This window comes from Clostridium guangxiense, from assembly GCF_021043395.1.
Lineage (GTDB): Bacteria > Bacillota > Clostridia > Clostridiales > Clostridiaceae > Clostridium_S > Clostridium_S guangxiense.
Genome location: NZ_JAJNKE010000021.1, coordinates 37,664 through 50,934 on the forward strand (window position 1 = coordinate 37,664; position 13,271 = coordinate 50,934).

Genomic DNA, 13,271 nt, shown 5'->3' on the forward strand with positions numbered 1-13,271 from the left:
TATTAAAAAAATAGTATTAAGGAGAAAAAAGAATACATCTCTTCCTCCTTAATACTATTTTTTTAGTTTGCTTACAAGTTCCTTCATGTCATCAGGCAATTCAGTTTCAATACTTACTACCTTCCCACTTCTTGGATGAGGAAACTGAAGCTTATACGCATGAAGCGCCTGTCTATTTATATATTCCTTTTCTTCAACACCATACAGAGAATCACCAAATATAGGATTGCCCATACTGCTTAAATGCACCCGTATTTGATGCGTTCTGCCAGTTTCAAGAACTAACCTTACCATTTCGCTATCTTCATATTTTTCAATAACTTCATAATGAGTTATGCTCTTTTGTCCTCTATCATCTATAATTCTCTTTAGGGAGCCTCCTTCGTCTCTATAAATAGGCTTATCTATAGTTCCACTTTCAAGTTTTAGGTGTCCATGAATTACAGCTATATACTCTTTTTTAAAACTTTCCTTATTCATATCCCTAGCAAGCGCCATATGAGAAAATTGATTTTTAGCTATTAAAACAAGCCCTGAAGTATCCATATCCAGCCTATTTACAAGCCTTACTATGCAATTTTCTCCCTTTTCTCTAAAGTAATATATAAGCCCGTTTGATAAAGTTCCACTTTGATAGCTTTTTGTAGGATGCACTACCATTCCTGGTAATTTATTCACAACAATAACGTCCATATCTTCATAAGCTACATCTATATCCATCTTTTCTGGTTCTACATTTTGGCTTTCGCTTTTTGTAACTTCTATTTCAATCTTATCTTCATATTTCAATTTATATGAAAGCCTTGCAGTTTTTCCATTTACAAAAAGTCTATTGTCAAATGCTGCACCTCTTACAAATCTAGTTGAAAATCCTTGAACTCCTTTTAAATAGTCCTTTATTTTACGACCTTCATATTGCTTCTCTATAAAAAAACTAAGTTTACTATCCATTTAAAAAGCCTTCCTATTCTTTAAAGTCTTCACCAATAATTATAATAATATCATACTTCTGAGCCTTATTATTAACGAGTTCTGCATTTTCAATTCCAAGCTTACTTTTAACTTCCGAAGCGCTTCCTTCATCAATACCATATAATGTGGCTCTAGTTTCCTTTACTGGCTTTTTAGATGCATTTCCTGTAGTAATATCAGAAAATCCTTTTTTTATAAGCTTATCCCTATACTTTTTTGCAAGTCCATTTATTTCTGTACCATTTAAGATTTCCACCTTCAAATTTTTAATATCTGCATTACTAGTTTCAGGTGATCTTTTATCATCAACTGTTTGATTATTACTTTTAGAATTATATACAAAGTAAGAAACTCCATTTATATACATAGATGTTCCTTTTATTGTGCTCATAGTAATATTGTTTTTATTTACTTTTAATGCTGCTGATCCATACTTTACTATTTCTGAAGCCGACATATTAGTCTTTGTATTTTTAGCAATTGCCTTAAGTATTGCTGGTAATTTAAATATTGCTCTTTTAGTCTTTAATTTTTGAACCACTGCCTCAATAAAGTTATGTTGTGATTTTATTCTTCCAATATCACCTTCAGCAAATCCTGTTCCATCATTATTTTTTCTCCATCTAAAAAACTCTTCAGCCTTTTGTCCATCTAAATGCTGACTTCCTTTCGTAAAATGAATATGAAGATTTTGAGCTGGGTCATCATAATTCATTTCATTTTCAATATTTACATCTATACCCCCAATAGCATCTATTATATTTCTAAATGCAGTATAATCAACTTGCATATAATAATTTATATTTATCCCCATCATATTTTCAATGGAATCTGCAAGGTATTTAGCTCCACCTATTGGTACAGAAGAATTAATTTTCGCATTTTTTCCATTGATTTTTATTTTAGTATCTCTTGGTATAGAAATAACCTTAATAGTCTTTAGACTTGGGTCATAGCTAATCACCATAATAGTATCTGTTCTTTGTGCTGCATTATCAATTCCAGCTTCAGAACTTCCTATATCAACACCAGTAACTAAAAAATTCACAACTTCATTCCCCTTTGCTGGTGAAGCTTCTAAATTTATGTCCTTAGAATTGGTTTTCATAGACGATAAATATATATATGAAAATCCAATAGTACCTACAAGCAAACATACTAGTATAATAGAGATAGTAATAAGTATTTTTTTTATTGCATTTGAATTTCTCACTAACTACACCTACTCTTTATTATAAATCATATAATTTCTAGCCTCTACAGTATCCAAATGAATTAGCATTTCTCTTTTTATGACGTATTTTATTGTTTGGTCAAAAGAAAGAAGCATTGCTTCATCTAGATTATCATTTACTGCTTTTCTGAGTTCATCTACACCAGGGAAATCCCTTAAAGGTTCAACATAATCAGCTATATAGATAATTTTTTCAAGAAGCGTCATATTTTTCTTACCAGTAGTGTGAAACCTAATGGAATTTAATATTTCTTCATCGTTTATTCCCATTTTATCTTTAGCTATTATACTGCCAGCAAGTCCATGAGCAATACTTGGATTTTTAAGCTCAACTTCATTTAAAATATATCCTGCTTCAGAACATATATTTATTATTTCTTTATCCTCAATATTCTTAGCACAGTCATGAGCAAGTCCAGCAATACTGGCTTTTTTAACATCGCAATTATATTTTTCTGCAAGTTTAACTGCTGTATCTCTAACGCTTAAACTGTGTTTAAATCTACTTTCCTTAAGATTTTTTTTTAAATACTCTATAATTTCGTTTTCTGTCCACATAATTAACACCTCAAATATAAAGTTTATTATTCTTTATTATATCATAAACTTCCCTGGGTACTAAATATTTTATTTCTTCGCATTTTTTTACTTTTTTCCTTATTTGTGTAGAAGATATATCTAGAAGCGGTATGTCCATAAATATTACTTCATGCTCATACTTATTCTCAATTTCACTTTTTTTCCTTAAAATATCCTTCCTTTCATATCCAGGTCTATTAAAAACAACAAATTTACTGCATTTAAAGATTTGTTCCGGACATTTCCATTCATCAACATACATTAAACAATCTACTCCAGTTATAAAATATAACTCTGTATTCTTTTCAATTGAATTTATATATTCAAGTGTTTTATAAGTATAACTATATCCTTTTTTATCTATTTCATATCGACTAACTTTGAATTTTTCTTCACCTGTTATAGACTTCTTTATCATATCATATCTAATCTCAGGTGAAGTTATTATTTTATCATTTTTATGAGGCGGACTTCCTGCTGGCATAAATATAATTTCATCAAGTCCAAGTCTATACAAGCTTTCATAAGCTATATTCATATGTCCATTATGAAAAGGATCAAAAGTACCTCCCAAAATCGCCTTTTTCTCCATTATATCCCTCTTCATCAAATTTAGATTTATTTTGGAATTTCTATTTTGGGTTTTTTCTTAGATTTCCTATATAAAACTAATTTTCTTCCTATAGCCTGTATTCCCTCACTATTTAATTTGCTACATATCACATCGCTTGCTTCCCTAGGAGTAAACTCACTGTTTTCAAGAATATTTATTTTAATTAGTTCTCTTGCTTCCAATGCATCGTCTATTTGTTTCAAAAAAGTCTCGTCTATTCCATTTTTTCCTAACTGAAAAATCGGATTTATTGTATTTGCCATACTTCTTAAAAATGCTCTTTGCTTACCAGTTAACATAAAAATCCTCCTAAAGTAAAAACTCAAATTCAAAATCATTTAATCTAACTAAATCGCCATCTTTTATTCCAAGCTCCATAAGTTCATCCATAATACCCTTATTTTTTAATACCTTATGAAAGTACCTAAGTGAATCCGGTTCATTTACATTTACACTATTTAAAAGTCTATCCACAAAACTTCCTTCAATAATATAGCAGTTAGCTTCTTTCCTAATTGTGTAAGTAAACTTTTTATCCTCTGGTACAAACTTGTCTTCTTCCTCTATTTCAATATCCGTTACAGGTATCGTACTTAAAATTCTGGCACTTTCCTTTATAAGCTCATCTACACCAAGCTTAGTAGCAGCTGAAATTTTAAACACATTTTTATAGCCTAATTTTAAAAGTTTATCTTTAAACTCTTCAAATTGTTTATCATCATAAATCATATCACTTTTATTAGCTGCAACTATTTGAGGTCTATCCCAAAGCTTAATATTGTATTTTTTAAGCTCTTCATTTATCTTAAGAAAATCCTCAAACGGATCTCTTCCTTCAGAACCTGAAATATCAACTACATGAATTAGAAGCCTTGTTCTTTCAATATGTCTTAAAAATTCAAAACCAAGTCCAACTCCTTCAGCTGCACCTTCTATAATTCCAGGTATATCTGCCATTACAAAACTATTTATACCAGGTAAACTTACCACTCCAAGATTTGGTGTAATAGTAGTAAAATGATAGTTAGCAATTTTAGGCCTAGCCTTTGATACTACTGAAAGAAGTGTAGATTTTCCTACATTCGGAAATCCAATAAGCCCTACATCTGCAAGAAGCTTCAATTCAAGCTTTATCCATCTATCCTCTCCCGGCATTCCAGGCTCCGCAAAATTAGGTGCCTGCCTTGTAGGTGTACAAAACTTTACATTTCCTTTTCCACCTTTTCCACCTTTAGCAACTACAAACTTATCTCCCGTGTGAGCAAGATCCGCCATGATTTTATTGCTTTCAAAGTCTCTTATAACTGTCCCCATAGGAACTTTTATATATAAGTCATTTCCATCTTTTCCATAGCATTTTGATCCTGCGCCATTTTCTCCATCATTAGCTGCATACTTTCTCCTGTATTTAAAGTCAAGAAGAGTAGTCATATTAGGATCAACTGTTATTATTACACTCCCACCTTCTCCACCGTCTCCGCCATCTGGTCCTCCAAGTGGAATGTATTTTTCTCTTCTAAAAGAAATAGCGCCATCTCCACCTTTGCCTGATTTAACCAATATTTTTGCTGTATCTATAAACATTTTTTCTCACCTTTTACCTTAAAATTTGTATAATTGTTATAAGTTATTATCTTCATTTTGAAGATTTTTATCAGCAAAATTTTAAGAGTTTTAAAAAAGCACCCTAATTTAAAGGGTGCTCTTACTATTCTGCTGCACTTTCTTCAGTGGCAACTGGATAAACACTTGCTACTTTTTTAGTTCTGCCTACTCTTTCAAATTTAACTATACCATCAACTTTAGCAAAGAGAGTATCATCTCCACCTCTACCTACGTTTGCACCAGGATGAATTTTAGTTCCTCTTTGTCTAACAAGTATGTTGCCAGCCAAAACAAACTGTCCATCTGCTGATTTAGTTCCAAGTCTCTTAGACTCACTGTCTCTTCCGTTCTTTGAACTACCTACTCCTTTTTTGTGCGCACACAACTGAAGGTTTATTATTCTCATATAACTACACCTCCTCCAAGATTATATTCATATATTCTCTATAAGTTAATTCTAAATTTTTAAGACCTATAAGCGTAGTCTCCATCAAAACCTGAGTTTTTTCAATTTCTCTCAAGGTTAGATTTTCCAGATTCAAAGCTATGTATCCTTCTTCTACAGTGCATTCAACTTTTAATTTTAATACCTCTTCAATGCCAAGTATGCATATCTGACCTAAAAGTGATACTCCACTACAAGCTATATCATCATATAGCATGTTAGTTTCAGGATCATAATTGTCATTACTTTTTTCAAAGCTTTTTGCTGTGCGGTCTGCATGACCTCTTATAACATAAGAAACAAGCATACCATCCTTTTTTTTAAAAGCTATATCAATCATAACTATGCTTCAATCTTTTCTACTACAAGTTTAGTATAAGCCTGTCTGTGACCATGTTTTCTTCTGTAGTCTTTCTTTCTCTTGTATTTAAATACAATAACTTTTTTAGCTTTTCCTTGTGCTGCAACTTTAGCAACAACTTTAGCTCCTTCAACTACAGGTTTTCCAACTACTATTCCATCTTCTTTTTCAACTAAAAGAACATTTCCTAATTCTACACTCGAATCAACTTCAGCTTCAAGTTTTTCAACGTAAATTACGTCTCCTTCTTGAACTCTGTATTGCTTTCCTCCTGTAACAACTACTGCATGCATTAATAAAACACCTCCTCATATACGGTCTCGCCAGTGAGGGTACACATTTTATGTGTTTAATAAAAAACCCTTTTTGTGCGGTCTTACAAATGCCATTGTAACACATACAATATCCTTTGTAAAGTAATTTTATCCATAAATCTTAAACTGACTAATTTCTTTAATTTTATCTTTAAAAACAACAAGCTCAATTTTGAAAAGTCTCATATTATCCTTAAAATTTACGTATATGTTTCCATCTTCTAATCCAACATCAGTTGCAAAAGCTTTTGCATCGCACAGTATTTTTTCTCTGTATCTTTTATCCATTTCTATATAAATGTTTTTTTCACCACTATGCTCATTTAAACATCTTGCAATTTTATTTGCTATCAGATTTTTCATATAAATCAAACTAAGTTGTTTTCCATTTCCATTGCATAATTCACATTTTTCTTCTATGTATTCGCATATGGATTTTCCTTTTCTACTCCTCGCAATTTGAACAAGATTTAATTCCGTAAATGGATAAATCACTGTTTTACTTTTGTCATTTTTGAAACCTTCTTCAAGTACATTTAAGATTTTTCTTTTAACACTATTGTCATTAATATCAATAAAATCTACGACTATTATGCCACTTAAATTCCTCAGCTTTATTTGACGAACTATCTCCTTTGCAGCTTCTAAATTAGTTACAATAGCTGTACGCATTATGTCCCTACTCTTTACATTTTTTCCTGAGTTTACATCAATAGCATACATAGCCTCAGTTTTATCTATTACTATAAACCCACCGCATTCAAGTTTTACTTCTTCATTGGTCAATTCCAGAATTTCCTTTTCTATGCCATAATAATCCATTAAATTTATAATATTATCATGCAGGGTTACCTTACAATTTATGTCTTTTTTACTATCGACATATTCCTTTATATAATCAAAGTCATCTTTGTTGCTAACTACTATTTCAACTGTGTCTTCATCAACTCTATCCCTTAAAACCTTCGCTATTGCACCACCTGCATTATACATTAAGCCCTTATGATTTGAATTTTCACTTTTAGCAATCACATTTTTATATATTTCATATAGCTTTTTTATTTCAATATTTATAGTTTCAAAATCAACTTTAAGTGCATTGGTCCTAATCATAACTCCCACATCTTCTGGTTTTAGTACAGAATGTTTAAGCTTATTTATATATTCCTCACCAGTTATCTTTTTTGAAATTTCTATTTCATTGTGTGAGGTTATAATTACCGCATATCTTCCTGGCACAGTTATAGCATTGCTAACTTTGGGTCCCTTGCTTCCTGCTGCTTCTTTAATCACCTCAACTAAAAGTTCTTCTCCCTTTTTTAAATTTAAATTATTAAGCTTACTATCCATATAAAGATACGCACTTTTAGACTCTCCTATATCTACAAAAGCACATTTTATAGCAGGAACTATGTTTTTTACAATGCCCTTGTATATCTGACCTGAACATATATCGTTATCCTCTTCAACAAAACACTGCTCTAATACACCATCCTTCTTTATAGCTATTCGTAAAATTTTACTGCATCGTTCCACATATATCTGTTTCAATAAAAACACCTCATATTTTGAAAAATTTAAAAAGAGAAACTAAATTATTTTCTTTAAGCCCATACATTTCTTCCCTTTTAACTTCACAAAATAAATTAAGATCTGCATAACTTGTGTTGTCTTTTATATAGTTGCACAAAAGTTCTGGTGAAAGATTTTCTCTACTACCACATGATAATAAAGTATCTATTCGTAAAGTGCTACCATCAACTCTATAATTTAATTTTCTTATCATAGTTCTTATATTAACCATTTTTTCAGTTTTCTTACTCTTCTTAAGAGTAATCCATTCTTTTCCATGTAAAAGATTTTTCATTTCTTCTGCTAACTTATCTGCGTTTTTGTATCTTATACTTATAGAATACCTTGCTGCAATTACGGCTGCCATAGACTGCTCAACTTTTTTTCCATCATCATAATATTTCTTTTCAATTTTTAAAACTTCAATTATTTTTAAATCTACTGGAGCAACCTCATTGAATTTGCTTCTTATTCGTTCTTCATTTACTTCTTCTAAAAATTCCACATCCATATATTCTCCATCAGAATAAACCCCAACAGACAATGGCTGTGCTATAGACATTGTCATATGTGGATTAAATCCTTTTGAGTATTCCACGGGGAGACCGCTTCTATTAAAGGCTCTTTGTATGTTTCTCATTATATCTAAGTGAGAAACGAATTTTATATCGTAACCCTTACTGTACTTTATTAAATAACGCACCTTCAAAACACTCCCCTTCTTTAAAGCTTTTGTTTATCCCACAGTTTTTACACCCTTGCCTGCAATCTGGTGTTACAACCGCCTTCTTAGCCTTTTCGTTTTCGCTCATTAAAAATTTCTTTGACACCCCAACATCAATAAAGTCCCAAGGAAGAATTTCATCATAGCTTCTATCTCTATAAACATAAAAATCTGGATCTACACTGCATTCTTTAAATGCTTCCATCCATATATCATTATTAAAATACTCAGACCAGCCATCAAATTTTGCACCTTTTTCAAAAGCTCTTATAAGCACATCGCAAACTCTTCTATCTCCTCTAGCAAAAACTGATTCAAGAAAACTTACAGGAGTTTCATGCCAATTATAATTTATAACCCTTGCATCCGAAAGTTCAGCTCTGAGTTCTCCAATTTTTGCTCTTACATTTTCTATATTATCCATTGGAGCCCATTGAAATGGAGTAAATGGTTTTGGCACAAAGATTGAAGTACTTAAAGTTACCTTAAGCCCTTTCTTTCTTACTTCCTTCGGAACTTTATAATATTCAGCTACTACCTTCTTGCCTAAGTCGCCAATTCCTCTTACATCTTCTGACGTTTCATATGGAAGTCCAATCATAAAATAAAGCTTTATTGTAGTCCATCCATTTTTAAAAGCACTGCTCACTGAATCCATAAGATTTTGCTCTGTAACGCCTTTATTTATTACGTCTCTCATTCTCTGAGTTCCAGCCTCTGGTGCAAAAGTAAGTCCAGACTTTCTTACCTTCTGAATTTCTTTAATCAAATCAACAGAAAAAGAATCTATTCTAAGTGATGGAAGAGAAACACTTACTTTTCTATCTTTATATTTTTCAACTAACCTATTTATAAGATTTTGAATATCAGAATAGTCACATATACTTAAGGATGTAAGTGATAATTCTTCATATCCTGTATTTTTAATAAGCTTATCTGCAAGTTCCACTAATTTATCAGTTTTCTTTTCTCTTACAGGTCTATAAATCATACCTGCCTGGCAAAATCTACAGCCTCTTGTACAACCTCTAAAGGTTTCAAGCATTATTCTATCATGAACAATTTCATTATATGGAACTACGATTTTATCTGGATAAACAACATCATTAAAGTTTTTAATTATTCTCTTTTTAACTTTTGCAGGAACATCATCATATAAAGGTTTAAATTCATCAATTGTACCGTCTTCTTTGTATGTTACATTATAAAGACTTGGTACATACGTTCCTTCTATGTGAGATGCCATCCTTAAAAATTCTTTCTTAGAAACTCCATCTCTTTTACACTTTTTGTACAAATCCAAAACATCATTTAAATGTTCTTCACCCTCACCAAGTGAAAACAAATCTGCTATATCATATAAAGGTTCTGGATTATACGCACAAGGACCTCCACATATTACTATTGGATCTTCTTCTTTTCTCTGTGACGCTCTCACAGGTATACCTGATAAATCAAGCATATTGAGTATATTAGTATAGCTCATTTCATATTGAAGTGTAAAACCTATAAAATCAAATTCAAAAAGAGGGTCTTTTGTTTCAAGTGCATAGAGCGGAATTTTATTTTCTCTCATTAATTTCTCCATATCTGGCCACGGAGCATAAACTCTTTCACAATAAGTATCCTCTCTTAGATTTAAAACATGATAAAGAATCTTAATTCCAAGATGCGACATTCCAACTTCATAGACATCTGGAAAACAAAACGCAAATCTTATGTCAACGCTTTGTTTATCCTTAATTACTGAATTGTACTCTTTTCCAACATATCTTGCTGGCTTCTCAACTTTATATAAGATATCATCTGAACATTTGTTCATCAATTTTTCCTCCTAATTTTTCTCTAATGTTAAATCATTTGAGTTTAGACATTTAAATATTTTAACATATATATAGCTAATGACTCAACTGTTAAGTTCTACATTCTTTCCTTTTATCTGAATAAGTTCTTCAAATGTAATATTTCCATACTCTTTAAGTGCATTTATTATTTCTTCTTCATAAATAATCTTCATAACCCTCATATTATCGTCTAGAACAGTTAGAATTGTATATTTATTTTTGTCAATCATACCTAGCCCAAATAACAAATCCTTTTTATAGAAAACAGATATTATTCTATTTTCTATAACTCCATTTTTCATAAACTTTAATCTTTTTTTCATTATATCCTCCATAATTACATAAACTATTCTTCTCTTTTCTTTAAAAGAACAGGATAAAATAAAGAAAGAAATTAAAATTAAATTTAGATTATTAACCCCATAGAAGAGGGGTACTAAATATAATATTTGAAGTATTATTCCGATTGTCATACTTACATAGACTGTAATTTTGCTAGCCTTCTTATATAAAAGCTTCTTACACAAAATATCTCTAAGTATTCTTCCTCCATCTAATGGGAAGGCTGGCAAAAGATTAAAAATTCCCAGTGACAAATTAATTATAAAAAAGTTATAGAATTCATCATAATCATACATTTTTAAAGCTGCATAAAAAATAACCGCTAGAACAAAATTCATCATAGGCCCTGATATAGAAATAATGAACTCTTCCTTACATGATGCCTCCTCTAAATCTTTAAGTTTAAGTGACGCTCCAAAAGGAAGTATTTCTATATGAAAACCTGAAAATCCTAGTTTCCTAGCAGTTAAATAATGTATAAATTCATGAAGTATGACAAAAATAAATATAGTTGCAAGTTGACCTCTAAATCCAACTAAGAATAGTATTATAATATATGGAATACAGTATTTGTTTAATTTAATCAATTAAACGCCCCACATTAATTGCTCATACGCAAAGCCAAAAATCTAATTTTGAGCTGACGTATTTATATTAAAATAACTTTCGGGATTTTTGTTTTCTCCCATATACATAATTTCAAAATGAAGATGTGATGGTTCCTTTTCTGCTTCTTTTCCAACTTTTCCTACATAATCTCCTTTAGTCACCCCATCCCCTTTTTTTACACTTATGGAATTTAAATTTCCGTATTTACTTTCGACTCCATCTCCATTATCGATGACAACGTATTTTCCAATTTCACTATTTTGACTCACCAATTCCACAGTTCCATTATACACTGCCTTTACATTACTACCCTCCGAGGCTGCGATGTCTATACCCTTATGATCATTTTTACCTCCAAAAGAACGTATTATCTTTCCGTTCACTGGTACTACATACTTGCTTTCTATTTTCTCATCAACAGTTTCTTCTCCTGTTATCTTAGATTTAAAGTTTTCAATATAATCCACGGATTTCGCTTCTATATTATCAAAATTGATTTGATTAACATAGTTTTGAACATCATTTAAGTTTACAGTTTCGACTTGTTTTATCAATGCTCCATAATCATAATTTTCATTTAAAAGATATTTACAATATTCATAAGTATTTTTTGTTTCCGGCATTGAAACCTCTCTCATTGCAAAAACAGCTAAAAATAAAATTATAGTTCCAACAATTTGAAACTTTAAAGTATTTATAAGCTTTTTCGTTAAATCCTTTCTATTATATCCATTAGACGAAAAAGAATCATACTTTCTTCTTTTAAGCATGTTATTATAATAGTCCTCATATTGTGAACTAAAACTACCCACTTTTCCTCCTATACACAATTGATATATACTAATTATATATATGAGAATAGAAATTTATTACTAAAAACTTACGATTTAGAAATTAATTTTGTTTCTTCTCATGCCTATATTAATAACAATTCCAATGCTTATAAAACCAGTTAGCATAGAACTTCCTCCATAACTCACAAAAGGAAGTGCTATACCTGAAATTGGCATAATTCCTATTGTCATTCCAATATTTTGAAGTATGGCAAATAAAAATGATGATGCAGTTCCAATGCAAAATATCTTTCCAAATATATCCTTAGAATTTTTACCTATATTCACAATTTTACAAAGCAATAATAAGTATACTAATACCAAAGCTACTCCACCCACAAGTCCCCATTCTTCACCTATTACTGAAAATATAAAGTCTGTATGAGTCTCTGGAATATATCCTCCTTGTATTTGCGTTCCCTTTAAAAAGCCTTTACCAAATATTCCTCCTGAGCCTATACCTATTTCCGATTGTATAAGCTGCAGCCCCGTCGAATTAATGTACTTTTCAGGGCTCAAAAAACTAGTAAACCTTTCTTTCCAATAAGCCTTCATAATTGACGTAGGCCAAACCGCAGCTATTCCTAATATTATGGTGAGAATACCACCCAATACAACTCTTAGATCTAAACCCGCAATAAAAAGCATACCTAAAACTATAAAAAAGCATACCTCAGTCATTCCCATATCTGGTTGAATTACTATAAGTATCATAGTTATGCCAGCATAAAAAATTATAGTAAAAAAGTTTTTTATATTGTTTATATCGCCTTTCATAACATCGAGTTTTTTTGCGACTAAAATTATAAGTGCTACTTTTGCAAATTCTGATGGCTGAATAGCCCTTTTTCCTATGGCTATCCATCCTGTAGCCCCATTAACAGTATGTCCAGCTACATCGTTAATTATAAGTAGTACAATTGAAGCCCAATAAATAACTTCTGCATAGTTAATTAATACTCTATAATCAAATTTAATTATAATATAAACAATTATGAAACCAATAATAGCCCAAGCAATTTGAAGTTTCCAATTGCTTGCAAGGTTTGCATTATTATGTACTGCACTATAAATATTTACCGAACTAAAAGCTACAAGAATAGTTGGAATTATAATTAACCATAAATCCATTTGTTTTAATAATCTCTTATCTATTTGAAATTTTTTAAGCATATTTGCCCCTCCAAAATTATTATAATAATCCAACGAAATTATACCAAAACA

General features: G+C 30.8%; 15 protein-coding genes. All 15 read right to left on the reverse strand.

The window, feature by feature from the left end; genetic code table 11:
- Nucleotides 1-54 precede the first annotated feature (54 nt).
- The 15 genes from LQK79_RS12770 to rodA all read right to left on the reverse strand — a co-directional run bounded on the left by LQK79_RS12770 (nucleotide 55) and on the right by rodA (nucleotide 13,220).
- Nucleotides 55-951 carry an RluA family pseudouridine synthase gene (locus LQK79_RS12770; RefSeq protein WP_231016782.1) on the reverse strand — a complete coding sequence of 299 codons (897 nt, stop codon included), beginning with the start codon at nucleotides 949-951 and terminating at the stop codon, nucleotides 55-57.
- 13 nt (nucleotides 952-964) lie between these two features.
- On the reverse strand, nucleotides 965-2,185 hold the full coding sequence (locus tag LQK79_RS12775) for an LCP family protein (RefSeq protein ID WP_231016783.1): 1,221 nt from the start codon (nucleotides 2,183-2,185) through the stop codon (nucleotides 965-967).
- A gap of 9 nt (nucleotides 2,186-2,194) precedes the next feature.
- Nucleotides 2,195-2,764 (reverse strand): bis(5'-nucleosyl)-tetraphosphatase (symmetrical) YqeK, encoded by a 570-nt coding sequence (gene yqeK / locus LQK79_RS12780; RefSeq protein WP_053241927.1) that lies wholly within the window; start codon nucleotides 2,762-2,764, stop codon nucleotides 2,195-2,197.
- A gap of 10 nt (nucleotides 2,765-2,774) precedes the next feature.
- Nucleotides 2,775-3,377, reverse strand: coding sequence for a nicotinate-nucleotide adenylyltransferase (gene nadD / locus LQK79_RS12785; RefSeq protein WP_053241926.1), 603 nt, complete (start codon nucleotides 3,375-3,377; stop codon nucleotides 2,775-2,777).
- A gap of 26 nt (nucleotides 3,378-3,403) precedes the next feature.
- Nucleotides 3,404-3,697 (reverse strand): ribosome assembly RNA-binding protein YhbY, encoded by a 294-nt coding sequence (gene yhbY, locus LQK79_RS12790; RefSeq protein ID WP_053241925.1) that lies wholly within the window; start codon nucleotides 3,695-3,697, stop codon nucleotides 3,404-3,406.
- Between the two features lie 10 nt (nucleotides 3,698-3,707).
- The gene (obgE, locus tag LQK79_RS12795; protein ID WP_231016784.1) at nucleotides 3,708-4,982 is read right to left on the reverse strand and encodes a GTPase ObgE; all 1,275 of its coding nucleotides are present in this window, start codon (nucleotides 4,980-4,982) and stop codon (nucleotides 3,708-3,710) included.
- A gap of 124 nt (nucleotides 4,983-5,106) precedes the next feature.
- Nucleotides 5,107-5,409: a 50S ribosomal protein L27 gene (gene rpmA, locus LQK79_RS12800; protein ID WP_053241924.1), complete on the reverse strand. Its 303-nt coding sequence runs from the start codon at nucleotides 5,407-5,409 to the stop codon at nucleotides 5,107-5,109.
- Nucleotides 5,410-5,413: 4 nt separating this feature from the next.
- A complete protein-coding gene (locus tag LQK79_RS12805) occupies nucleotides 5,414-5,788 on the reverse strand; it encodes a ribosomal-processing cysteine protease Prp (protein WP_053241923.1) in 375 nt (124 codons plus the stop codon).
- Nucleotides 5,789-5,790: 2 nt separating this feature from the next.
- A complete protein-coding gene (rplU, locus tag LQK79_RS12810) occupies nucleotides 5,791-6,102 on the reverse strand; it encodes a 50S ribosomal protein L21 (RefSeq protein WP_053241922.1) in 312 nt (103 codons plus the stop codon).
- 129 nt (nucleotides 6,103-6,231) lie between these two features.
- Nucleotides 6,232-7,683: a ribonuclease E/G gene (locus LQK79_RS12815; RefSeq protein ID WP_231016785.1), complete on the reverse strand. Its 1,452-nt coding sequence runs from the start codon at nucleotides 7,681-7,683 to the stop codon at nucleotides 6,232-6,234.
- Between the two features lies 1 nt (nucleotide 7,684).
- Nucleotides 7,685-8,404 (reverse strand): TIGR03936 family radical SAM-associated protein, encoded by a 720-nt coding sequence (locus LQK79_RS12820; protein WP_231016786.1) that lies wholly within the window; start codon nucleotides 8,402-8,404, stop codon nucleotides 7,685-7,687.
- The gene (locus LQK79_RS12825) at nucleotides 8,373-10,241 is read right to left on the reverse strand and encodes a TIGR03960 family B12-binding radical SAM protein (protein ID WP_231016787.1); all 1,869 of its coding nucleotides are present in this window, start codon (nucleotides 10,239-10,241) and stop codon (nucleotides 8,373-8,375) included. The genes LQK79_RS12820 and LQK79_RS12825 overlap by 32 nt, the downstream gene beginning before the upstream one ends.
- A gap of 84 nt (nucleotides 10,242-10,325) precedes the next feature.
- Nucleotides 10,326-11,192: a M50 family metallopeptidase gene (locus LQK79_RS12830; RefSeq protein WP_231016788.1), complete on the reverse strand. Its 867-nt coding sequence runs from the start codon at nucleotides 11,190-11,192 to the stop codon at nucleotides 10,326-10,328.
- A gap of 42 nt (nucleotides 11,193-11,234) precedes the next feature.
- A complete protein-coding gene (locus LQK79_RS12835; RefSeq protein WP_231016789.1) occupies nucleotides 11,235-12,026 on the reverse strand; it encodes a M23 family metallopeptidase in 792 nt (263 codons plus the stop codon).
- A gap of 75 nt (nucleotides 12,027-12,101) precedes the next feature.
- The gene (gene rodA / locus LQK79_RS12840) at nucleotides 12,102-13,220 is read right to left on the reverse strand and encodes a rod shape-determining protein RodA (RefSeq protein WP_231016790.1); all 1,119 of its coding nucleotides are present in this window, start codon (nucleotides 13,218-13,220) and stop codon (nucleotides 12,102-12,104) included.
- Between the last annotated feature and the right edge of the window lie 51 nt (nucleotides 13,221-13,271).